Raw genomic sequence first — 22068 nt, forward strand, 5'->3', positions numbered from 1 at the left:
GACATCCAGGTAAGTGTCTTTTAAACCAGTAATTGCTGGTGCGGCGTAGGGGTCGATGATTTCTAAGTCTTGAATTGTCGGCTCTGCGTTGTAGAGCATGGCATTCAGGAAGCTAATCAAAACTTCTTTGTGCTGGGGCGATGCAAAGATTTTTTTGAAGCCAAAATCTGTTTTGGGATTGATGAAGTTCATAATTGGTAACGGGTAATTGGGAATTTGTAAACGGTGCTTAATTGTGGAATATTCATTATAATATTCCTTCCATTTCTAAGTCTTCAATAATCTGCAAACCTCGCGGATCGCCGACTCGCAACAGCGAAGATTTAGCATCGTCGCGCACGCCCATGTCTTCATCTTCTTCTAATGATTCAATTAAAGCGTCGATCGCCCCAGCGTACACTACATTATTCGGTAACTCGCGCGCCAGTTGCCCGATCGCCCAAGCGGAATTACTGCGAACGGCAGATACAGAGTCTCTTCGCAATGCTTGAATCAACGGTGGAATCCCCGCAATCACCACATAGTAACCAACTTTTGCCATTTGACCCAGAGAACTCGCCGCCCACAAACGTACCGCCGAAATATCAGTTCTCAGAGCATCAATTAAGGGCGATAAAGCGCGGTGATCTCTGCAATTTCCCAAGGCCCAAACTACCCCTTTGCGAACGTAACCGTTCCAATCGCGGTTGAGTTGCTCGATCAGCGGTTCCACAGCATCGGGACTTGGATTTCGCCCCAAAGCATAGGCCGCACTCACCCGCACCAAGGGACAACCGTCTCTTAACAAATTAATTAAATGCGAAATCGCGCGATCGTCCTGGAGTTCGCAAAAAGCCCGCGCCGCCATCATCCGGTGCTGAGGTTCCGGCGATTCCAGCAAAGGCAGCATTTCCTCTGGATCTGGTAGCGGGGGTTCGGATTCATCAAAATGATCCAAAGGGCTTTCCAGTTCCGTATCAAGATCGAGGGCGTTGGTGTAGTCGTTATTGTTCATAAAAAAACTTTACCGCAGAGAGGATGCTACGGGCGCAACTGATTCAGCGGTCAATATAAATTAGCATTTCCGGCAATAAAAGCATTCCGATTCAACTCTCAAGTCCTCCTATTGTTCGCAGTCAGGAAGAAGAGCTGGTGCATCTGGTTTTTGAAGAGGGCGAAGCATGACCGCATATAAGTTATTAGTTATAATTTTATATTGACTGCGGTCATGCTTCGCCCCTACAAACATATTTGCCTTGCACAAGCCGCTGCACCCCTGACTGCAAACAAATACCTCTGGTTTTTCAAAGAGATTTGATCATCCAGACAGAATGACTCTCATAGCCTAATTTTTGATAGAGATTCATCGCAGGCTGATTGCTCAGAAAAACTTGCAAACCAATTTGCCGATCGCCTCTTGAACGCGCCCAATTTTCTGCCTGAATAACTAAAGCTGCACCTAGTCCCTGACGGCGGTGTTCCGGTGCTATGTAGAGCAGAAAAATGTGACCGTGGCGTTCTCCAGTGGTTTGGTCGATCGCATTTCCCAACCACAAACATCCGACAACTGATGTGGGATTTGCCGGCTGCGAGGGGATCCCGGAAAAACTTTCTCCCTCGAACGGGCTGTTTTTCAGGCACTCTACCCACCAAAGCGGCGTCTGTTTAGAAAAATACTGCTCGACAGTTTGAGCCAAATGTCCCAATTCGCGATCGGGGTAAAGCTCTCGGTAAGTATGGTGCAGGAACTTTAGCAGTTTTGCGCGATCGAGTCCAGAACCCGATCGCAGCCTGTAGCCCGGTATCAACTGAGCAGACATCAGCGAATTTGGACAGGGAGAGAGGAATAATTGAGCCCCAAGAAAATAGGATTCAGAGATACCGCTTGATGGAGCGGGATCGGTTCCTCAATCGGTGCCGGGGCAGCCATGTCAGCCGGCAAAAAGATGCGAGCGCTGACTGCTACCAGAGCCACGAAAAATACTAATATTGCGATCAATGGAGCAATGTATTGACGAATGATAGTCATAACCGCAAAAAATGATTCTTGAGTAGATATTATCAAGTGTACCATACAAATCTTGTCAGTTATAATGGCTGACAGTGGAAAATTAGCTCAAAACCAGAGCGATCGCAAATACCAACAAACACCAAATAAAATATTATGAGTGCCTCGCCTGCTGTTTATGAAGCTCTGGCTAAGTCAATTGTTTTTTTGAATCAAAAGCCGAACGCGCAAAATCAAGTTTCGCGCTTCCTGGACACTAACGGCTACTATATCGATCGCATATTGGACGACAAAGAAACCGGATTTTACGCGATCGGCTTCGGTTCCTCTGACCCCACCAAACCGCCAGTCCTCGTATTTCGAGGTACCGACTTCATCGACGGCGACGCTATGTTTTCTGCCTCCCGCGACATAGGCTTACCAGAATTTGAAAAAAACAAAGATAGTATCAAAAACTGGCTCGCAGAAATCGGTCAAGATACTGCCAAAAACCCCAGCAAATTATTGCCCGATGTCGTCGGGCACAGTTGGGGCGGAGCGATCGCTCAAATTGTAGCCAGCGAATACACATCTCTGAGCGGCGATATCTTGACTTTCAACTCTCCCGGAGTCTCAGCGAGTATCGCCAGCAATTTTCGGAAAAATCTCAGTAGGGCAGGCAACAAAAATGTCAGTCACTACATTGTCAGCGGAGATATTGTCAGTTTGTTTGGCGAAGCATTTATCCAGGGAAAAGTATTTCTCCAAACTTTCACAGACCCGACTATTAATCCCTTAAGTGTTTTAGCCAAACATCGCAGAGAAAATTTGTTAACTGCTCCACCCGCAGATTTTTTCCAGAGGCAATTTTCCCTCGAAAACTTAAACAGTCCCGAATTTACTTATAGTAACAACGACTCAGATTTTAACGAGTTTATTGCTGCACTAAATTTTCCCCTAGCAAATGTGTCAGTGGCAATCAGAAACCGAGCCGGTGCAGAGAGTTTGAGAACAGCCTCAGAATTTTCGTTTGTGGACTTAATCAGACAAATGCAATTCGGTTTAGCTCCCCTGCAAGCAAATTATTTATTAGGCGACGCTCGCAACAATACTGCTAGCGGTGGCCCTGGAGAGGATACAATTATCGGCAACGCCGGTAACGACACTCTCAGAGGCAATCGAGATAATGACAGCCTCAGTGGCGACAGTGGTGACGACTTCTTGTACGGTGGCAGAAACAACGATTTTTTGGATGGTGGCGACGGAAACGACCTCATTTCCGGCGAATTTGGCAACGATTTTTTAATTGGCGGTGCAGGGCGCGATCGCTTTGTATTAGAATCAGGTGGCGGAGCAGATGTGATTGTCGATTTTAAAAAGGGTGAAGATTTAATTGGCCTATCACGGGGTCTAACTTACCCTCAAATTATTGTTACCCCAAGTGCTGACGGAGCTGTAATTACTATCCCGATTACTGGGGAAATTATTGCTACCGTCAGAGGCGTGTCCGCTAACGACCTCACGCGACCGGATTTCGTGCAGATTTAATGGATCAAAATAGTAGTTTGGGTAGCGCAACAACTGCAAGTTATTGCGCGTAAATCTTTTTTTGTGTGTTTTTTGCTATTGCGAAATCCGCTGCCACAAGCCGACTATTGGGTGATTTAGGAACGCGCAATAGGAGAAACAAATATTGTTTATTAACCTAATTTACTGTAAAATGAGTTGACTAGCTTAAAAAGCCAATCCCAATCAAACGACAGGAAATAACAAAAATATGCCATCCTCCCCCGCCGCTTACGAAACTATAGCCAAGCAGCTTGTTTACATAGATAACAACCCCCAGTTACAAACTGTAGTTCAAGCTGGTTTGACGGCTGTCGGCTACCGAATCGATCGCACTTTTGACGATCCCCTAACGGGATTTCACGCGATCGGCTTAATCTCCACCACCCCAGACAAACCGCCAGTTCTAGTATTTCGCGGCACCGACTCCCTCGTAGACGATCTTGCCAACGCAGACAAGCGAAGCGTCGGCTTCAACCAATTTGAAGCCAACAAACAAGCCTTAGGAACTTGGCTGACACAAATCGGTCAAGACACAACAAAAAACCCCCGCCGCTTGCCACCAGACCTTCTCGGGCACAGCTTGGGCGGCGCCATAACGCAACTAGCCGCCACAGAATTCACATCTGCGATCGGAGATATTGTTACCTTTAATTCTCCCGGAATTGCTCAAAGTATAGTCAATACATTTAAGCAGAAAGCGAGTGCAGGCAAAAATGTAACTCACTATATAGTTAGTGGCGATTTTGTTAGTTTGGGAGGAGAAGCTTTTCTTCCCGGAAAAGTAGTTCTTGAAACATTTACTAACCCGATTATTAACCCGCTACTTGTCTTGGACAAGCACACCCAAAGTGGTTTGTTAAGCTCTCCTCCTCCCGGTTTGACCAAGACAGAGATATCTGTAGACCAGTTGAACCGCCCGGATTTCAATTTTACAGATTCAGATTATTTAGAGCTGTTAGCAGGCTTAAACTTTGCGCTGCCACCCTTAGGAAAAGCCCTGGCTTCCCGCAGCAGTTTAGAGCAATTGAGAACCACTCCGGGAACCTCTTTTCTCGGAAACGTTCTTGCAATGAAAACTGCTCTCGACCTCTCCCAAATTAATAATTTAGTAGGCGACGATGCCAACAATACAACCTCAGGTTTGGCCGGGGACGATATTATAACTGGTAATGGGGGAAACGATACTCTCAGCGGCAATAAAGGTAACGATATTATCAGCGGTGGCCTCGGCAATGACCAACTATTCGGGGGCAAAGGAGATGACAATTTGAGCGGGGGAGACGGGGACGATACCCTCGTTGGCGGAGTGGGTGCGGATCTGTTAATTAGTGGTGCTGGACGGGACGTATTTGTGTTAGGAGCAGGGGCCGGTACAGATACACTTCTAGACTTTCAACAGGGTCAAGATTCAATTGGTTTGACCAGAGGTTTGAGCTTCAACCAACTGAGAATTACTCAAGCCGATATTTCAACAACCATCGAAATTGCCAGCAGTGGTGAAGTTCTTGCCAGTTTCTTCGGCGTACTAAGCAGTCCGCTAACAGCCAGGGATTTTATTTCGATTTAGTTGGCGACTATAGCAATCCTAAAGGTACGTAGTTGCGCTTCAGCGCTCTTAGCTTATATTATGAAGAGCGCACTTTGCCCAACTAAGTACCTAATTTTAGGATTGCTATATGGGGTAGGGATACAACATTGTTGTGTCCTATATTTTGTGGAGTAAATTATAGTATTCCTAAAATATTCATGAAGATTTGTAGGGGTAGTGTCCCGTGCCTACCCCTTATCTATCGGGGCAATCCAGGGTGGAGCAATTGTCAGGATAGGAGATATAAAACTATCAAAAGTATCGATCAAAGGTTGCGTTGCCTCCCTCTAAGGTACGTAGTTGCGCTTCAGCGCTCTTAGCTTATATTCACCAAGAGCGCGCTTTCATCGCAACTACGTACCTAATTACAGATACAATTTAATTAATCTGGATCGTCCAGTCCAGGCCGGGGCATAGATTCTAATTTTTTCTCATCTTCTAGTGGCAAAAAGAAAATCGTCAGCATACCGGGAATCACAGCCAGTGAACTAAACAAGAAATAATTTTGATAGCCCAATGCAGTCTGTAAATAACCGCTAAAAACGCCCGGAATCAGCACTCCTGCGGCCATGAAAGCCGTGGTAATCGCGTAGTGGGATGCTTCGTAATCAGGGCGGACAGTCCGCATTAAGAACACTGTATAGGCAGCTACACCAAGTCCGTAAGTAAATTGCTCGATCGAATTTACAGCATAGGCCCACTCAATCCCCGGTTGATTGATTGCCAACATCCAATACAGCAAGTTAGTTGAATTTTGCATAATCGCCGTCGGCCACATCCATTTTTTCAGTCCTTGTTTCGCAATCAAATAACCGCCCAGCAACCCTCCGATTAACAGAAAAATTATCCCGACAGTACCTGATAGCAAACCCATATCTGACGTAGAAACTGCTAATCCTCCCTTCTCAACTTTATCCATTAAAAATGGAGGAGCCATTTTAAAAGTCAGGGCATCTCCCAATCGAAAAATCAAGACATAAGTCACAATCCAACCAATTTTATCTTGCTGGAAATAGGTTTTAAATGACTCAAAAAAGCTAATTTTTTGTTGGGGTGCGCCTGTTTCCGCAGCAGAATTTCTAGGATAGGGAAGATACCACCGCTGAAACAGATAAATCAGCACAAAAATCAGCGCGCAAATGCCAAAGGCTGTCGCCCATCCGTAGTTAATCGGAGACACATTATAAGACGAACCGAAAAGTGACAGCGGAATCTCCTGATATGTTTTAGTATCGCCTGCATTTACCGGGATTAAATGCTGTTCTGCTAGTTTACCGGCCAAGAAAACCAAGACACCGCTACCGACAATCACGGCACCTCTATAAGCCGTGTTGCGAACACCGACAAATAGTGCTTGTTTGTCTTTATTGAGAGTGTTTAAATAAAATCCGTCAATGGCGATGTCGTGAGTAGCTGAAACAAAGGCGATCGCTGTAAAGACAACCAGCGATATAATAATAGCCAGGGGCGTCAACACACCAAAAGCTAGGAAAGCAAACAGAAAAGCACAAATGATTTCCGTTCTTAAAATCCACTTGCGTTTAGTGGAATACATATCAACAACGGGCCCCCACAAACCTTTTAATACCCAAGGAAAAGATAACAGACTTGTCAATCCGATTAGTTCGTTGCTGGTTCCCATCCCTTTCAAAAAAATCACCGACATTAAATTAACGACGGTGTACGGGAGACCCTGAGCGAAGTATAATACTGATACCCACAATCCATCGATCGGTTTTTTTTCCATTGCAGACATATTTTGCCTAACTACTGATTTGGTTTACTGAGTGCGATCGACAATTTCCGGTCAATTCAACCGCTGACATCACAGTATATGTTGTGCTGATGCCAGCACCAGCCATACAAACAGCGTATTTTAGCATCATTCTGGCTCACAAATATTTTCATCTTTTGAATAAGCCTGCAACAGATGTTGTCCGTTAAAATGAATCAGGTGAGTAGGCTCTTCTGCTACCCAAACATCAGTTTCCCAAGCAATATCAGATAAATATTCCGCCATTGCCTTTCGACTGAGGAAAGCTGTCACCATGACCAGAGGTATTGTGGAAGATTTGAAAAGATTCTCAAGTTCAGTTTTACGTTTTGGATTAATGGGCCCATGAGAAGTAACAGCTTCAATCAACACCAACCAGTTTTTTTCAGTGAAGTGAACAATTACATCTGGCATTTTACCATGAGCATCAATTGTAACTCCTAATGCAGTTAGCGATGCTTCGTTGAAATGAGCAAACTTTTCATCTGTATCTCCGACATAAAGCAGCGTACCAGCAGGAGTAAAGCGAGAAGCAAACTCACTCACAATCTTTGATATTAAGACGTTTTTGGGATTATTCACCGGACGTTATGTATGGTAAGGATTCACAACACTAAAACCTGCGCGACCAACTGATGATTTAACTCTTATTTAGAAAAATCAATGGAAACTTCCAGCATGAATTATATTTTCATGCGAGCATTGCCCATTTCGGTAAAATTCCATTCACTTATTTTAAAATTTATATCTATATTCACAAATTCCAGCGCTTCTTTTAATGAATTCGTCATTGTTTCATAAGCCGGACGATCGGCATATTCATAACTCATGAAGCAAACAGGGACATTTGGATAACCAACAATTGTAATATTTGATGGCACAGGTCTTCGCAAACCATCTTCAGCATTGCCTTGATGAATTAAAACTTTACCAGTTAGTTGATGTTTGGTACTTGGTTGTATGCTGGCAAGAAGACACGCTTGGAGACTGCGGAATTCGTCAAGCATCTCGAAGAAAGTCGAAAAAGCGGCAGATTGACCGAGTTCCTCTTCCATGAAATCCCAAGGCAGGCTGTTTGGCTTGCCAAAAAGTCGATACGTTATCCAGTGAATAAAGTGGGAATAGGGAGGCGTTCCTTCGTCAAGTTTAATTCCCTTATAAAAACAAGCAAAATGGTAGCCAGTCACAAGCGCCATTAGTGCAGTCAGGGTTTCTCCATTATTGCCTAAATACATTTTGGGTCGGGTACGCACGAGGTCAAATAAATCATAATAAGTTTTAATTACTGGTTGTTCGATCGCCGTCATATCAATACGCTATCTGTTGTTTTACTTATTATAGCTAAATGATAGCAAAGTTTCGCCCCTTCTGTCTTTTTTCGCCCAAATAGGCACTAATACGCTATCATATTAGCAGTTTACTGTCTTCCAATCACAGCAAAGGGGAGCCATGAGTCAAGAAAATTTTACCTTTCTACTTGATAGCGAAAAAAAAGAGGCGCTGAGGGCGATCGCCAATGTCACCGATCGCGATTTAACATATATTTTGAATGAAGCGATCGCTTCTTACCTGGAAATCTATCAATGGCTGCTTGATGAAATTAACAAAGGCGTTGCCGAGGCGGAAGCTGGAGACTTTGCCAGCGATGATGAAGTCCAAGCAATTTTTGCCAAGTTGACAAATGAAAATTAAGTGGCTGCGACAAGCTTTGCGAAATCTAGAACAAGCTCACGCATATATTGTCAAAGACGATCCAGAGGCAGCAAGGCAATTAATTTTAAGGATTCAGAGTGCTGTTGGTCAACTGGTAGAGTTTCCTTTTATGGGCAGAGTTGGTCGCGTAGAAGCTACTAGAGAACTTGTGATTTCCAATACATCTTATCTCATCATCTATCGAGTAAAAGAAGAAAGCGTAGAAATTCTCCGTATCCTTCACAGTTCAAGAAAGTATCCAGAAAATTAGGTGATGCGGCCGATCGCAAGTTCAGTCTATTTTCGTCCAAACTTTCACCGATGTGCCAAAATGTCAAGCGGACGCTCACACCAAAAGTCCGTAAAGGACAGTTAAACGCTCTCTCACACATTCCTCATGCGAAATACTAAAACACTCTTTTTGTCAAGCCTGTTCGCGATCGGCTTAACAATCAGTTTTCTGCTGACTCCCGGTTGGTTATCCAACTTGTTCCCGAATCGCGCAATCGCCATTATGCCTCCACTAACCCCAACCAGCGAATTTCGCGCCTTCTGGGTGGACGCATTCAACCCCGGTTTCAAAACGCCTCAAGAAGTAACCAAGTTGATTGCTGACGCACAGAGGGCTAATGCCAACGCGATCGTCGCCCAAGTCCGCCGCCGTGGCGATGCCTTTTACACGAGTGCGATCGAACCCCGCACCACCGATCCGAATGTTCCAGCAGGTTTCGATCCCCTCCAAGATTTGATTGACAAAGCCCACGCCGCAGGTATAGAAGTACACGCTTGGATGGTGACGCTACCAGTAGTTTCCGGTGGTAAACTTCCTGCAAATCATGTTTGGCAACAACATGGGCCCAATGCCCCAGGAAAGGACAATTGGGCGATGCTGATTTCGAGTGGCGAAGCGAAAGGTTTCCTCGATCCCGGTAATCCAGACGCCCTAGATTATACTGTTTCTGTCTATTTGGACTTGTTGAAGCGCTACGATGTGGACGGCGTACAGCTAGATTACGTGCGCTACGGCGGGCCGAATTGGGGCTACAATCCTACTTCGATCGCCCGTTTCAACCAACAAAACGGTCGATCGGGCAAACCGGCAGCCAGCGATCCTCTGTGGATGCAGTGGCGGCGCGATCAGGTGACAAATTTAGTGCGGAAGCTTTATGTAGAAGCCATGGCGATTAAACCGCGCGTTAAAATTACCGCAGCGACGATCGCCTGGGGAGACGGCCCAGCTAACGATGCAGGCTGGTATAAAACGCAGCCCTACAGAGAAGTATTGCAGGATTGGCGCGCTTGGCTGGAAGAAGGTATTCTCGACATGGCGATGCCGATGACTTACCAGCGCGAGTACAAGCCACAGCAAAAGATGGGTTACGACCACTGGATCGAGTACGCTAAAGACCACCAGTACAACCGCCAAATCGCGATCGGGCCTGGCAACTATCTCAACTACATCGAAGACACTCTAGGGCAGATTCGCCGCGCCGAAGCGCCTTCTGCGAAAGGAAATCGCGTTGCTGGTACGGTGCTTTATTCCTACGCTAGCACCAATATTTACAGTAACGTTGAATTGCGATCGGGCGGTAGTGGTGATTTGCCCCGTCAGCCTTGGAAATTCCTGTCGCAGAGTAATGATTGGTTTTATAATGCGCTGTCGCAGCCTAGTCAATACGTTGATGGTGCAACGGGTAAAACTGTTCAAACTCAGCCTGTGTGGGCCACTCCGGCGGGGATTCCTGATATGCCTTGGAAGTCGCGGCCGACTGCTGGGGCGATCGCCGGAAATTTGCAACAGTGCCAAGGAAGCTGCGACGGCGCGGGCTTGACATTGCAGGCAGTTAATGCTGGTGGCAAGGTGCGCCAACTGCGGGCGGATGGTAAAGGATGGTTTGGTGCGATCGAGCTTTCACCCGGTTCTTATCAGTTGAAAGTTGATGCAAGTCAAATTCAACAAACAGTTAATGTTGTCGCAGGTGAAGTCACAAAAGTGAATTTCGCCGCCTCTTAATCAGTCTGTAGGGTGCACAATGTGCACCTTACTTCGCTAGTTTGTAGCCACTTTTTAGGGTGTGCACTGCACACCTTACTAATTCATGAATTATCTATTTGTAACGATTAATTTATGTAATATAGCCTTTCTCAGAAAGATGAGGTATGACTGACAGCTTATATAACCGCTTAAATCAAGAGGGCCTTCTTCCCAACAACGTCCGCGAATCTTTGTGAGAAAGGCTATAAATTTAATAATTGCAGTCGGTTTTAACCGACTTAAGCTATGAGGCAGGGGTTTAAACCCCTGCCGGACTGGGAGAAAGCGCATTAAGCTGACCGCAGGAAAACAAGTTAAGCTGAAACCCGTGCACCTTACCCAAGCTACAATCAAAACTCGCTCCAAACTAACAGCAGTGCGATCGATCGACACAAAACTAGCTGATTCTGAATTGCGTTGTATCGTTGATATTTAGGTTACTGGGTGCATCTTGAACGATCGCAATCAACTCAAGGGGCTGTAAAAATCCTTTCTTGAAAACTCCCATATCTTGAGCGACACTCCCTCCTCGCAGGGAATTGGTGATGGGTTTGAGCTCATAGCTATTGCGAGGCCCGGACAGTTGAATCAGATCGTCACCGATTCTGAAGTCTATGATGCGAGCAAAATCTCCCGTGCCATCAATGCCATTGAAAAAGTTGAGCGCATCACCATCTGCAATGATGTTGCCATCATTATAGAAATTGTCCAGCACAAAAGTATCTCGACCTGCGCCGCCGATGAGCACATCGATCTCACCCCGTCCCAGATTGCCACTCTCGGCACCTTTAATTAAATCGTTCCCGTTACCCCCAACAATAACGTCATTTCCTCGATCGCCCGATAGCGAGTCGTTGCCGTTACCGCCGTTCAAAACATCATTACCGTTACCACCACTAGAATCGATGTTTGGCGATACACTGGAGTTCGCATTCAGGCGATCGTTGCCATCCCCCCCCGTGAATTGGATAAATCCGACACCGCTTGCCACGCCTAGATTGCTGACAGTCAAAACATCATCGCCACCTAAACCGTTAATTGCATTAAAACTTTCTATGCCTGTGGTTGTTAAGGTTACGGGGACGAGATTGGTGCGCTGCAATACAATGTTCGATCCCGATTGGGTGAGGTTAATATTATCCCCTTGCGCGATCGAACCGTTGAATAACAAATTATCGCTACCGCTGCCGCCTTGAATCAGATCGCTGCCGTCGCCATCCACCCATTGAAAGTTGTCATCGCCACTGCCGCCGATCATCGTATCGTTACCCTTGTCGCCAGCGAGGAAATCTGCCCCATCTCCACCGTCTAGCAAATCCGTATCGTTGCCACCTCGCAGGTTATCGTTGCCTAATTCTCCCCTTAAAGTATCGAATCCGTCTCCACCAATTAGGCGATCGTCCCCTGCCCGGCCCGAGATGTCGTCATTGCTAAAACTACCATCGATCAGATTGTTAAAAGCGTTGCCAGTCAAGACATCTTGATTGTTACCACCAATTAAGTTTTCAATACCGATGAAAGTTCCGCTACCTCCAAAAAAAGTTGCTTTGTTAGTCTCTAAAGACGCAATTATATTATTACCAAATCCTAGATAGGTCGCTGTATCATTTCCGTTTCCACCATCCAGAAGATCGTCCCCAAAGAAACCGCCAAACAGATTATCGTTTCCGTCCAATCCCCGCAGGGTATCGCTAGCAGCAGTACCGTTCAGATTGTCGTTGCCGTTGGTTCCATTAATTAAAGCCATGTTGGTTGCTCCTAGATATTAAGTGAATTATTGAGGCAAATCAAAACTGTTTGCTTTGGTTTGCTATGTCACAATCTTAGGAAATAAACTCGGTTCAACACATCTGAAAAACGTCTCGATCTGACATCAACGAAATGGATATTCTCGATCGCCCGCTTATCTGCCAAAAGTCGCGATCGCCCATTACTGCCGAGTGCGATGTTCGCGCTGCCTCTCCCGATCGGCTATAACTTTAGTCATAGTTCCCAGGGGTAGCATCAGCGAAAGTTAGAAAATTGCCGAGTTTTATAGACATTCAGTCTGACTTGCAGTATTTTTTGGGAATACTGAGAGCCACAACTACTGGAGGCCCCTGCCATGACTGCGATCGCATCCCTACTAAAAACCCAACCTCAACCATTTCGCTTTCTGCTGTACACCGAATGGATCATGTTAGGCAGTTGTGGAGTGATGGCTGCGATCGAAGCGTGGCAGCGTCAAAGCATTCCCGTACAGCACATTCTAATCCTGGTATCCCTGGGCTTGATGGGATGGCTCTTACCCTCTGGCAAAACTTCGTTTCGCTATGTCTATACGGCGATCGAAATGGGTCTGATCTTCTACGGAACAACCTTGGGATACCTGCATATCCTACCGACGCTGTATTTGATCGTGTTAATTCGCAGTTGTTTTTTATTTGAATCTCCCGGTCGGTGGATAGTGGCAGGTCTTTCGCTGGTAATGTATATGTTTCATCAAGTTCAGTATCTTCAAAGAGTGATACCCCTGATGTTGCCTAATGTCGAGCAACAACAAATTTGGATGCACCAGACGGCAGAATTGTTGATGTTTGGATTGGGGCTATTTTTCGTGTCGCAGTTGGTCAGTACCTTACTAGCAGAACGTAGAACTCAGGAACAACTATCGCAAGCCCACGCGCAGCTACGAGAATATGCCCTGCAAATAGAAGATTTAGCAGCGGTTCAGGAACGCAATCGCATTGCTAGAGAGATTCACGATTCGCTGGGTCACGCCTTGACTTCGCTCAACATTCAACTGCAAACCGCCATGAAACTCTGGCAGCATGACCCAACAGAGGCACAACCGTTTTTGGAACAAGCACACCGACTCGGTAAGGTGGCGATGAAAGAAGTTCGACAATCGGTAAATGCGCTGAGGGCTGACGCAGAAGCAGAAGAAACCTTGGAACAGGGGATTTCCTCGCTGATGGAAGACTTTCGCCAGAGTATGGGCATTACTGTTACCAGCAGCATTTGCGTGGAAGTTGTATTACCACCTCAAGTTGTCAAAACGCTGTATCGCATCGTGCAAGAAGCATTGACCAACATTTGCAAATACGCCCAAGCTACCGAGGTTCATCTGCAATTGCACACAACGGGCGATCGAGTGCACCTGACTGTTGAGGATAACGGGCGGGGGTTCAAATTAGAAAGTGGTACTGGCGGGTTTGGATTGCGAGGAATGCAAGAGCGAATTGCTTCTCTCAACGGAGAGTTTCACCTGGAAACATCACCCGCAGCGGGATGTAGAATCGATGTTAGCCTGCCGTTAAGTAGGTAGGCGAAAATAAATTACTTCATGTAACAAAATGTAAAATTAACGTAACCTCTTTTGGCGTTTTTTCTTTGTCTGTGCAATTAAGAACTATTATGGGATAAGAGATTTAGGAATTTCCCCATGATTCGTCTATTGCTAGTTGACGATCAGCAGCTTATCTGCCAAGGGCTCAAGGCTATGTTAAGCCTAGAATCAGATTTAGAAGTGATTGGAATTGCCCACAACGGTAAAGCTGCTCTAGAGCAAGTCGAAGCTCTCCAACCCGATGTTGTATTAATGGATTTAAAAATGCCCGTGATGGATGGTAGAGAAGCAACTCGCCTGATCTGCCAGTCATTTCCAAATACGAGTGTCTTGGTATTAACTACCTTTGATGACGATGGATACATTGTTGATGCGATGCGGGCCGGGGCCAAGGGCTATTTGTTGAAAGATATGCCATCGGAAGAGTTAGCACAGGCAATTCGTTTGGTGCAATCGGGTTATACTCAACTGGCTCCTGGCTTAATGGATAAGCTAATAACAGGATTTTGTGCAGCACCTACTAATTCAGAACCTACTAATCCAGCACCTACCGCTCAACCCTCGAAACTCGCTGCACTGACACAATTAACCCCGCGCGAACAAGAGGTATTGCAGTTGATTGGTAAAGGTTTAACTAACCGAGATATTGCCCAGCAGTTGTTTATTTCTGAGGGAACGGTGAAAACTCATGTTACTCATCTACTGAATCGGTTGAATTTACGAAATCGATCGCAATTGGCAATTTACGCCAATTCGGCGATCGAAACCTGAATCATTTGAATCATTTTATTGTTTTTTTATTAACCGCAGAGGGCGCAGAGGGCGCAGAGAGAGGGAATAGAGAGGCTGCACAATCCCGCTCGGATTACCGCTGCATACTTTACCTAATAAGCTACAATAAAATTATCCTGGATGGAATTGCGATATTTTTGGTGAAGCTATGCTAATAACAGAAGCCCCTTTTACGCTCCGCAAATGGACAGTTAAAGAATATCAGAAGCTGGGAGAGATGGGATTTTTTCACCCAGAGGAACGAGTCGAATTAGTTTCAGGAAATATTATCAGAATGAGTGCAAAAGGAACTGCTCACACCTCCGCTTTAGGGCGTACAGATAGATTGCTGCAAAACCTTTTTGGAAATCTGGCTTGGGTACGAATGCAAGATCCGATCGCCCTCGATGACAATTCCGAACCCGAACCGGATATCGCTGTAGTTAGAATCGATCCCTTTGACTACGCCACTCACCATCCGACGCCATCAGAAGTATATCTAATTATCGAAGTGGCAGACAGCAGCTTAGCTTACGATCGCGAAATTAAAGCCAAAATTTACGCGCGATCGGGAATTGTGGATTATTGGGTATTAAATGTGAATGACAGACAACTGCACGTTTTTCGAGAACCCGCTGATGATGGGTATCAAAGCGAAGTCATTCTTGAGGAAACTGCCAGTATTTCACCGCTGCAATTTCCCGCTTTTAATATTGCAATTGGGGAAATGCTGCCACCTATTATATCAAATTGACAACCGCTATCAAACTAATACAATAATTGCAGTCGGTTTTGATCCAATACGGTTCAGATAAAACGGCGGTTGAAATAACGGAAGACTCAGAATATCGCGTAATTTTAACCGCCTACTCTTCAACCCACGGAGGTGGGTTTTGTCTGTGTAGACGCGGTTTCAACCGCCGTCTTATTTTGAAATAACGGAAGACTCCGAAGATCGCGTAATTTTAACTGCCCACTCTTCAACCCACGGAGGTGGGTTTTGTCTGTGTAGACGCGGTTTCAACCGCCGTCTTAACCGCCGTCTTAACCGCCGTCTTATCTTATTAACCTAATCGCTTTCGAGAATGCTAGCCAGCAAAGCTTGCTGAGCGTGCATCCGATTTTCCGCTTGATCCCAAACGCGCGATCGCGAACCTTCAATCACCGCATCGGTAATCTCTTCATCCCGGTGTGCCGGCAAACAGTGCAGTACGATGGCATTGCGATCGGCCATCCCTACCAGTCGTTCATTTACCTGATAAGGTTCAAACAAAGGAATTCTGAGTTTAGCCTCCTCTTCCTGTCCCATACTTGCCCAAACATCAGTGTAAATCACTTGAGTATTCTTAGCAGCAGCTTCCGCATCAGCCGTCACAGTAACTTCGGTTTTGCCATTAGCAATCGCCTCAGCTTTTGCTACTATTTCAGGATTTGGCAGGAAATCTTTAGGACAAGCAATTCTGACATTCATCCCCATCATTGCACAGCCCAACATCAGCGAATTAGCCATGTTGTTGCCGTCACCAAAATAAGTCAGCGTCAGTCCTTCCAGCTTGCCAAAACACTCTTTGACTGTCATTAAATCCGCCAGCACTTGACATGGATGTTCGTCATCTGTTAGCGCATTAATTACAGGAATTTTGGCATAATTGGCAAAGGTTACTAAATCCTTTTGCTCGAAAGTCCGAATTGCCAAAATATCTAAATATCTGTCTAAAACTCTGGCGGTATCTACCAACGGTTCGCCACGGCTGACTTGTGTTACATTGGGATTGAGGTCGATTACTTGCCCTCCCAATTTATACATTGCCACCGTAAAACTCACCCGCGTTCGTGTCGAAGCTTTGGAAAATAACAAGCCGAGAACTTTGTTGCGTTTCAGCTTGACCATTCCCGATTTTAAACTGGTTGCGAGATCCAGTAAATAATTTAATTCGTCAATGCTTAAATCGGCCAGACTTAATAAATCTCGCCCTTTTAATGAGTCCATGCTTTCCCCTACACACAAATTTTCAACTGTTAATAAAAACGGTTCGTAGTGAGGACTTTAGTCCTCTGAATTAGAGGACTAAAGTCCTCACTACGAACCTTACTTTTTGCCAGCGATTGGACTCGCAACAGCGGGCTTTTGGCGAGTCCCTCTCCCAGGGTTTTAAACTGCTGGCAATTGCTCGATCGCGCGATCGATCGATTCGCAACCTTGCTCAACCGTTTCTACCACAGCCAACACACCCCGCAATTCCGCAGCACCGGGGAAGCCCTTAGCATACCAGGTTAAGTGCTTGCGCGCTTGAGAGACACCGCTTTCACCTTTGTATTCCCACAAAGCCCGCAGATGTTCCTTAGCACATTCGAGAAGTTCAATTGGTGTCGGAGGTATCTTTTCCACACCTGTTTTCAAGAAATAATCGACTTCTCCCACCAAGAATGGATAGCCCAAAGTTCCCCGCGAACACATCACTCCGTCGGCGCCAGTTTCTTCGAGACACCGCACCGCTGCTTCCACTGAAAAAATGTCTCCGTTACCAATGACGGGAATCGATAAAACTTCCTTAACACGGCGAATCCACTCCCATTTTGCCGGGCCGGTGTAACCTTGCGATCGCGTGCGGCCGTGCACGGTAATCATTTTTGCTCCCGCATCCTCCATCCGCTTGGCAAATTCCACAATATTAATTTCTTTGTCAGTCCAACCGATGCGAGTTTTCACTGTCACAGGAACATCTACAGCATCCACAACCGCCCGCACAATTGCCTCTGCTGTTTCGGGATCTCGCAGCAGCGAAGAACCGCCGCCGTTTTTAGTAATTTTGTTAACCGGACAGCCCATATTAATATCAACAGTATCAGCTCCTTCTGCCACAGCTTTCTGCGCCGCTTCTGCCAAGAAATTCGGCCGGCAGTCAAACAATTGAATGCTAATCGGGCGCTCGTTTGGATCGATTTCCATAATTCGCGGCAGTTGCTTCACGTAGTGCAAACCCGTAGCATTGACCATTTCGGTGTACATCATCGAATCCGGGGCATAGCGGCGCACCAGGCGGCGAAATACCAAATCGGTTACGCCGGATAAGGGCGATTGCAGAACACGACTTTTGACTTCAAAGTCGCCGATTTTTAGCGGAGTTGCTAATCTTTCTTTTAATTCTGGAGATAGAGTAAGCATAGTCGATCGCACTTTAATTATAATATCTGTATATTCCAATACGTTTCTGTTCGCGCTGTTTATTGCCCGGAGATCCCCCTCGCATCCCTTGATAGTCGGGGGACTTTGAAAATACTCTTGTCTCCCCCTGATAGTCGGGGGGCTAGGGGGAGCATTCTTAAGTGAAGCACTATTGCTGTATATTATACTACAATTTTGGTATTTGACAGTTGTTCATTATATTTTTAGCCGATGATTGAGTGACCGCAAAAAGTATATTTAACCAGACTGCAATGCCTATTTTAAAGGGACTTGCCAAAATTTAACTGTTGTCAAACTAAAATCCCAAGCCGAACCCTGACAACATTTAAATCTATCTGTCGCTTTCACTTTACTTTTGATGTATCTATGGGGCCTTGCCACTAATGGGCGTTCTACCTACTCAGACTGTTGGGCTAGTCACATTTTTATTCTCTAATTCTGCCAGACTCTTCTGCCTGTCGGAGGGTTTCGCCTTCAGACGACTAATGCTTAAATTTATTGGGATTCTGCAAAAGCCATACATAACATCGTTTTAAACTACAATTGGTTGATTCCCGACTAGCCCGATCGAACATTATAAGAATCGTAGAGAATTATATGGACGCCGCAGCACTCTGGCAACGCTATCAAGACTGGCTTTACTATCACTCTGGATTGGGACTTTATCTCGATATCAGCCGGATGGGATTCGACGACGATGCGGTAGCAGCACTCAAGCCCAAATTTGACAAAGCTTTCAAAGATATGACAGCTTTGGAAGCAGGCGCGATCGCCAATCCCGACGAAAACCGCATGGTGGGCCACTACTGGCTGCGAAACCCCGATTTAGCTCCCACTCCAGAATTAAAACAAGAAATAGTCGAAGGCATATCACAAGTCGAAGAATTTGTCAAGAAAGTTCAAAGTCGCGATATTAAACCGCCATTTGCTCCGCAATTTACCGATATAATCTCGATCGGCATTGGCGGTTCTGCCCTCGGGCCTCAATTCGTCGCCGAAGCCCTATCCCCAGACATTCCACCCCTAGCAATTCATTTTATTGACAACACAGATCCGGCTGGGATCGATCGCATCCTCAACAAAATCAAAGACAAACTCAGCAGCACCTTAGTAATTACTATCTCCAAATCCGGCGGCACCCCCGAACCCCGCAACGGCATGATCGAAGTTCAAAAAGCCTTCGCAGCCCAAAAACTCGACTTCGCCAAACAGGCAATTGCCATCACCGGCACAGACAGCCAACTCGACAAATTAGCCAAATCACAAGGCTGGATTGCCAGCTTCCCCATGTCAGACTGGGTGGGAGGACGCACTTCGGAACTCTCAGCCGTAGGACTTTTACCAGCAGCTTTGCAAGGCATCGACATTCGGGCGATGCTCGATGGCGCTAAAGTCATGGACGAAGCTACCAGAATTCCCGACATTAAAAACAATCCCGCAGCCCTTTTAGCCCTGTCCTGGTATTTTGCCTGCAACGGACGCGGCGAGAAAGACATGGTAGTTTTGCCATACAAAGATTCCCTGCTATTGTTCAGCCGCTATTTGCAGCAATTAGTCATGGAATCGATCGGCAAAGAAAAAGATTTAGACGGCAACACAGTTTATCAAGGAATCTCAGTCTACGGCAACAAAGGCAGCACCGACCAACACGCCTACGTCCAGCAACTCCGAGAAGGCGTGCCGAATTTCTTCCTAACATTTATCGAAGTTTTGGAAGACAGGCAAGGAATTTCTCCAGAAGTAGAACCGGGCGTCACCTCGGGAGATTATTTATCTGGTTTGTTGCAGGGAACTCGACAAGCTTTGTACGAAAATCATCGAGATTCAATCACCGTCACAATTACAAAAGTCAACCCTCGGACAGTAGGAGCATTAATCGCCCTCTACGAAAGAGCCGTAGGTTTTTACGGTTCCTTGGTGAATGTCAATGCCTATCACCAGCCAGGGGTTGAAGCCGGTAAAAAAGCGGCCGCTGCTGTGTTAGATTTGCAGCAACTGGTGCTGCAAGTTATCAAAGACGCTCCAACACCTCTATCTGTATCAGAAATAGCAAAAAAAGCAGGAAGGCCAGAGCAAATCGAGACAATTTACAAAACTCTGCGGCATTTGGCAGCCAACGGGCGCGGCGTAGCTTTGCAGGGAACATTAGCGCAACCTGGTACTTTAACTGCAACTTATCAGAGAGATGGGTCTAAAACCCCTTCTTGAGTGGCCGGCTTTTCGCCATTGTTCAGTAAAATAACAAATCCATCTTCACAAATGAATATGGTAAAATAAACACATCAGACAAGATTAAAAAACCAACCCCCTGCCGGTGGGAAAGTCTACGCCCAAAACATTTTGAGGAGACATGACTACGCACTTAAGCGTGTAAACGTAGTCAGCGAAAGGAACCTTAACAAAAGGGATATTTTGACAGAAATGTCTTAAGAATCCCGGTACCTTGATATTCGGGGAGTGTCAACAACAGAATTAAACAGTAGAATTAAAAATTAAAAGTGAAATTAATCACTTTTAATTTTTAATGTTTAATTTTTAATGTCCGCCCATGCCCTTGACGATTCTGGTTGCTGACGACGATTTCGCGACGCGCTTGTCGATTACCGATTATCTGGAAATTACGGGATACTCTGTAATCGCTGCTGAGAACGGCAAAGATGCTTTAGGCTTGGTAGAGGAATTTCAGCCACATTTGATTGTTACCGACATTACAATGCCCGAGATGGATGGCTACGAATTCGTGCGTCGAGTTCGGACTCGTCCCGCCTTCCGATTGCTACCGGTGATTTTTTTGACGGAACGCACGAGCACGCAGGAACGGATTCGCGGCTATCAGATGGGGTGCGACAATTTTCTGGCTAAGCCTTTTGAACTCCCGGAATTGGGCGCGGTAATTCGCTCTTTGCTCGATCGCTACGCTCTAATTGCTCAGGCACCGTCTCGTTCCCCCGAACCCGAACAGATGCCAACAGCGACAGGTATCATCGCCAATGACCAGCCTCAAACTGATTTTTTAACTCAAAAACCAGAAACGCGCGATTCTTTACGGGATAGCTCGTTCGCGCGGGTATATGGCAGTGGCGATGCTCCGAATTTGACGCAACGAGAGCAGGAAGTGCTAGATTTGCTGACAGAAGGTCTTTCTAATATTCAAATCGGCGATCGGCTCCACCTCAGTCCTCGCACCATCGAAAAGCACGTCAGCAGCTTGTTCAGAAAAACTGAAAGCAACAACCGGGCAGAACTGGTTCGCTTTGCGATGGAACACCATTTGGTCGGTAATTGGTAATTGTTCAGTTGACAGTTGACAGTTGACAATTGACAGCGACCTCTACCTAGAAGGAAGAGGATTTGAGTAATGAATAGTCTGATTTTAATTTCTCCCGAAAAAGCTTGGGGCTTTCAACCAATTCTTTCTGGTATGGCGGTTCTCAAGCGTAGTGAGGTATGCCTGCGTGCCCACGGAGCCCAGTGCGTACCTCATAGGGGAGATCGAAATGCTATAATTGGTAATTGTTAATTGGTAATTGGTAATTGGTAATTGTTAATTGTTAATTGTTAATTGTTCCTGACTGATAACGTATTCCAACAAACCCTCCGAAGCGTCCAGCAGTAAATCAATTACCCGATCGAATCCCTCCGGCCCACCGTAGTAAGGATCGGGAACTTCCTTCAAGTCGTGCGATCGGCAAAAATCGCACATCAAGCGCACTTTATCTTTATATTTTCCCGCAGTATCAACAGCAAGAATATTGCGATAATTGTCGCGATCCATCGCCAAAATCAAATCAAAATTTTCAAAATCTTTCCTGTTAAATTGGCGGGCTTCGCCTAACAATTCAATCTTGCGCTTCCTCGCCGCCAACGCCATGCGGTTGTCAGGGGGGCTGCCAATGTGATACCCGCCAGTTCCGGCTGAATCGCAGGTGATGCGATCGCTCAAACCAGCTTGTTTAATTAAGTGATTCATAATATTTTCTGCTGAGGGCGATCGGCAGATATTTCCGAGGCAGACAAACAATAATTTAGTCATTAGTTATTAGTCATTAGTTATTAGTTATTAGTTATTAGTCATTAGTCATTAGCGCTGTCCCCGCTCGCGAACGTTATTAGTCATTAGTCATTTGTTGCTCGCTTGGGGCTGCTAATAACCAATAA

23 protein-coding genes are annotated in these 22068 nt (G+C 45.8%); 11 read left to right on the forward strand and 12 right to left on the reverse strand.

The window, feature by feature from the left end:
- The 4 genes from JGK16_RS11595 to JGK16_RS11610 form a co-directional block, all read right to left on the reverse strand.
- On the reverse strand, positions 1–192 hold a 192-nt coding region (locus tag JGK16_RS11595), incomplete at its 3' end, for a PD-(D/E)XK nuclease family transposase (protein WP_293178980.1).
- 55 nt (positions 193–247) lie between these two features.
- A complete protein-coding gene (locus tag JGK16_RS11600; RefSeq protein ID WP_293150888.1) occupies positions 248–994 on the reverse strand; it encodes a HEAT repeat domain-containing protein in 747 nt (248 codons plus the stop codon).
- Positions 995–1283: 289 nt separating this feature from the next.
- Entirely contained in the window at positions 1284–1799 is a 516-nt protein-coding gene (locus JGK16_RS11605; protein ID WP_293178977.1) for a GNAT family N-acetyltransferase, read from the reverse strand.
- The gene (locus tag JGK16_RS11610) at positions 1799–2008 is read right to left on the reverse strand and encodes a hypothetical protein (protein ID WP_293178989.1); all 210 of its coding nucleotides are present in this window, start codon (positions 2006–2008) and stop codon (positions 1799–1801) included. Before JGK16_RS11610 ends, JGK16_RS11605 begins: the two co-directional genes overlap by 1 nt.
- Positions 2009–2143: 135 nt before the next feature.
- On the opposite strand from JGK16_RS11610, the gene JGK16_RS11615 reads away from it, so the two are divergent.
- Positions 2144–3514, forward strand: coding sequence for a calcium-binding protein (locus tag JGK16_RS11615; RefSeq protein WP_293178974.1), 1371 nt, complete (start codon positions 2144–2146; stop codon positions 3512–3514).
- Positions 3515–3743: 229 nt separating this feature from the next.
- Positions 3744–5102, forward strand: a complete 1359-nt coding sequence (locus tag JGK16_RS11620; RefSeq protein WP_293178971.1) for a calcium-binding protein — start codon at positions 3744–3746, stop codon at positions 5100–5102.
- A 403-nt stretch (positions 5103–5505) separates the two neighbouring features.
- Here the strand turns inward: JGK16_RS11620 and JGK16_RS11625 are convergent, their stop codons facing one another.
- The 4 genes from JGK16_RS11625 to JGK16_RS11640 all read right to left on the reverse strand — a co-directional run bounded on the left by JGK16_RS11625 (position 5506) and on the right by JGK16_RS11640 (position 8204).
- On the reverse strand, positions 5506–6879 hold the full coding sequence (locus JGK16_RS11625) for an MFS transporter (protein WP_293190596.1): 1374 nt from the start codon (positions 6877–6879) through the stop codon (positions 5506–5508).
- Between the two features lie 7 nt (positions 6880–6886).
- Complete coding sequence (locus JGK16_RS11630) at positions 6887–7009, reverse strand: hypothetical protein (protein WP_293203094.1); 123 nt, start codon at positions 7007–7009, stop codon at positions 6887–6889.
- A complete protein-coding gene (locus JGK16_RS11635; protein ID WP_293190595.1) occupies positions 7006–7479 on the reverse strand; it encodes a BsuBI/PstI family type II restriction endonuclease in 474 nt (157 codons plus the stop codon). Before JGK16_RS11635 ends, JGK16_RS11630 begins: the two co-directional genes overlap by 4 nt.
- Before the next feature lie 101 nt (positions 7480–7580).
- Positions 7581–8204 (reverse strand): hypothetical protein, encoded by a 624-nt coding sequence (locus JGK16_RS11640; protein WP_293190594.1) that lies wholly within the window; start codon positions 8202–8204, stop codon positions 7581–7583.
- Positions 8205–8346: 142 nt separating this feature from the next.
- Between JGK16_RS11640 and JGK16_RS11645 the strand changes: the two genes are divergently transcribed.
- The 3 genes from JGK16_RS11645 to JGK16_RS11655 all read left to right on the forward strand — a co-directional run bounded on the left by JGK16_RS11645 (position 8347) and on the right by JGK16_RS11655 (position 10603).
- The gene (locus JGK16_RS11645; protein ID WP_293190593.1) at positions 8347–8589 is read left to right on the forward strand and encodes a CopG family transcriptional regulator; all 243 of its coding nucleotides are present in this window, start codon (positions 8347–8349) and stop codon (positions 8587–8589) included.
- Positions 8579–8860 (forward strand): type II toxin-antitoxin system RelE/ParE family toxin, encoded by a 282-nt coding sequence (locus tag JGK16_RS11650; RefSeq protein ID WP_293190592.1) that lies wholly within the window; start codon positions 8579–8581, stop codon positions 8858–8860. Before JGK16_RS11645 ends, JGK16_RS11650 begins: the two co-directional genes overlap by 11 nt.
- Positions 8861–9103: 243 nt before the next feature.
- The gene (locus tag JGK16_RS11655; RefSeq protein ID WP_293190591.1) at positions 9104–10603 is read left to right on the forward strand and encodes a family 10 glycosylhydrolase; all 1500 of its coding nucleotides are present in this window, start codon (positions 9104–9106) and stop codon (positions 10601–10603) included.
- A gap of 418 nt (positions 10604–11021) precedes the next feature.
- On the opposite strand, the gene JGK16_RS11660 is transcribed toward JGK16_RS11655, so the two are convergent.
- Positions 11022–12371 (reverse strand): calcium-binding protein, encoded by a 1350-nt coding sequence (locus tag JGK16_RS11660; RefSeq protein WP_293178953.1) that lies wholly within the window; start codon positions 12369–12371, stop codon positions 11022–11024.
- Positions 12372–12728: 357 nt separating this feature from the next.
- Between JGK16_RS11660 and JGK16_RS11665 the strand changes: the two genes are divergently transcribed.
- The 3 genes from JGK16_RS11665 to JGK16_RS11675 all read left to right on the forward strand — a co-directional run bounded on the left by JGK16_RS11665 (position 12729) and on the right by JGK16_RS11675 (position 15477).
- Positions 12729–13931, forward strand: a complete 1203-nt coding sequence (locus tag JGK16_RS11665) for a sensor histidine kinase (RefSeq protein ID WP_293178950.1) — start codon at positions 12729–12731, stop codon at positions 13929–13931.
- A 117-nt stretch (positions 13932–14048) separates the two neighbouring features.
- Positions 14049–14723 carry a response regulator transcription factor gene (locus tag JGK16_RS11670; protein ID WP_293178947.1) on the forward strand — a complete coding sequence of 225 codons (675 nt, stop codon included), beginning with the start codon at positions 14049–14051 and terminating at the stop codon, positions 14721–14723.
- Between the two features lie 169 nt (positions 14724–14892).
- Positions 14893–15477: a Uma2 family endonuclease gene (locus tag JGK16_RS11675; RefSeq protein ID WP_293178944.1), complete on the forward strand. Its 585-nt coding sequence runs from the start codon at positions 14893–14895 to the stop codon at positions 15475–15477.
- A gap of 315 nt (positions 15478–15792) precedes the next feature.
- Here the strand turns inward: JGK16_RS11675 and argF are convergent, their stop codons facing one another.
- Together argF and dusB are read right to left on the reverse strand one after the other, a co-directional pair.
- Positions 15793–16713: an ornithine carbamoyltransferase gene (gene argF, locus JGK16_RS11680; RefSeq protein WP_293178941.1), complete on the reverse strand. Its 921-nt coding sequence runs from the start codon at positions 16711–16713 to the stop codon at positions 15793–15795.
- Between the two features lie 162 nt (positions 16714–16875).
- Positions 16876–17889 carry a tRNA dihydrouridine synthase DusB gene (gene dusB / locus JGK16_RS11685; protein ID WP_293178986.1) on the reverse strand — a complete coding sequence of 338 codons (1014 nt, stop codon included), beginning with the start codon at positions 17887–17889 and terminating at the stop codon, positions 16876–16878.
- 618 nt (positions 17890–18507) lie between these two features.
- Between dusB and JGK16_RS11690 the strand changes: the two genes are divergently transcribed.
- The 3 genes from JGK16_RS11690 (at position 18508) to JGK16_RS11700 (ending at position 21430) form a co-directional block, all read left to right on the forward strand.
- Positions 18508–20118 (forward strand): glucose-6-phosphate isomerase, encoded by a 1611-nt coding sequence (locus tag JGK16_RS11690; RefSeq protein WP_293190590.1) that lies wholly within the window; start codon positions 18508–18510, stop codon positions 20116–20118.
- A 340-nt stretch (positions 20119–20458) separates the two neighbouring features.
- Positions 20459–21199, forward strand: a complete 741-nt coding sequence (locus JGK16_RS11695) for a response regulator transcription factor (RefSeq protein WP_293178935.1) — start codon at positions 20459–20461, stop codon at positions 21197–21199.
- Positions 21200–21268: 69 nt separating this feature from the next.
- The gene (locus JGK16_RS11700; RefSeq protein WP_293190589.1) at positions 21269–21430 is read left to right on the forward strand and encodes a hypothetical protein; all 162 of its coding nucleotides are present in this window, start codon (positions 21269–21271) and stop codon (positions 21428–21430) included.
- Positions 21431–21454: 24 nt separating this feature from the next.
- On the opposite strand, the gene JGK16_RS11705 is transcribed toward JGK16_RS11700, so the two are convergent.
- On the reverse strand, positions 21455–21943 hold the full coding sequence (locus JGK16_RS11705) for a low molecular weight protein-tyrosine-phosphatase (protein ID WP_293178929.1): 489 nt from the start codon (positions 21941–21943) through the stop codon (positions 21455–21457).
- Positions 21944–22068 lie beyond the last annotated feature (125 nt).

It is taken from the genome of Microcoleus sp. PH2017_09_SFU_O_A (assembly GCF_020738625.1).
Taxonomy (GTDB): Bacteria; Cyanobacteriota; Cyanobacteriia; order Cyanobacteriales; family Microcoleaceae; genus Microcoleus.

Coding starts and splice junctions, on each gene's coding strand:
- JGK16_RS11600 (WP_293150888.1), bottom strand. CDS start 994: ATGAACAATAACGACTACACCAACGCCCTCGATCTTGATACGGAACTG.
- JGK16_RS11605 (WP_293178977.1), bottom strand. CDS start 1,799: ATGTCTGCTCAGTTGATACCGGGCTACAGGCTGCGATCGGGTTCTGGA.
- JGK16_RS11610 (WP_293178989.1), bottom strand. CDS start 2,008: ATGACTATCATTCGTCAATACATTGCTCCATTGATCGCAATATTAGTA.
- JGK16_RS11615 (WP_293178974.1), top strand. CDS start 2,144: ATGAGTGCCTCGCCTGCTGTTTATGAAGCTCTGGCTAAGTCAATTGTT.
- JGK16_RS11620 (WP_293178971.1), top strand. CDS start 3,744: ATGCCATCCTCCCCCGCCGCTTACGAAACTATAGCCAAGCAGCTTGTT.
- JGK16_RS11625 (WP_293190596.1), bottom strand. CDS start 6,879: ATGTCTGCAATGGAAAAAAAACCGATCGATGGATTGTGGGTATCAGTA.
- JGK16_RS11630 (WP_293203094.1), bottom strand. CDS start 7,009: ATGATGCTAAAATACGCTGTTTGTATGGCTGGTGCTGGCATCAGCACA.
- JGK16_RS11640 (WP_293190594.1), bottom strand. CDS start 8,204: ATGACGGCGATCGAACAACCAGTAATTAAAACTTATTATGATTTATTT.
- JGK16_RS11645 (WP_293190593.1), top strand. CDS start 8,347: ATGAGTCAAGAAAATTTTACCTTTCTACTTGATAGCGAAAAAAAAGAG.
- JGK16_RS11650 (WP_293190592.1), top strand. CDS start 8,579: ATGAAAATTAAGTGGCTGCGACAAGCTTTGCGAAATCTAGAACAAGCT.
- JGK16_RS11655 (WP_293190591.1), top strand. CDS start 9,104: ATGCCTCCACTAACCCCAACCAGCGAATTTCGCGCCTTCTGGGTGGAC.
- JGK16_RS11660 (WP_293178953.1), bottom strand. CDS start 12,371: ATGGCTTTAATTAATGGAACCAACGGCAACGACAATCTGAACGGTACT.
- JGK16_RS11665 (WP_293178950.1), top strand. CDS start 12,729: ATGACTGCGATCGCATCCCTACTAAAAACCCAACCTCAACCATTTCGC.
- JGK16_RS11670 (WP_293178947.1), top strand. CDS start 14,049: ATGATTCGTCTATTGCTAGTTGACGATCAGCAGCTTATCTGCCAAGGG.
- JGK16_RS11675 (WP_293178944.1), top strand. CDS start 14,893: ATGCTAATAACAGAAGCCCCTTTTACGCTCCGCAAATGGACAGTTAAA.
- argF (WP_293178941.1), bottom strand. CDS start 16,713: ATGGACTCATTAAAAGGGCGAGATTTATTAAGTCTGGCCGATTTAAGC.
- dusB (WP_293178986.1), bottom strand. CDS start 17,889: ATGCTTACTCTATCTCCAGAATTAAAAGAAAGATTAGCAACTCCGCTA.
- JGK16_RS11690 (WP_293190590.1), top strand. CDS start 18,508: ATGGACGCCGCAGCACTCTGGCAACGCTATCAAGACTGGCTTTACTAT.
- JGK16_RS11695 (WP_293178935.1), top strand. CDS start 20,459: ATGCCCTTGACGATTCTGGTTGCTGACGACGATTTCGCGACGCGCTTG.
- JGK16_RS11700 (WP_293190589.1), top strand. CDS start 21,269: ATGAATAGTCTGATTTTAATTTCTCCCGAAAAAGCTTGGGGCTTTCAA.
- JGK16_RS11705 (WP_293178929.1), bottom strand. CDS start 21,943: ATGACTAAATTATTGTTTGTCTGCCTCGGAAATATCTGCCGATCGCCC.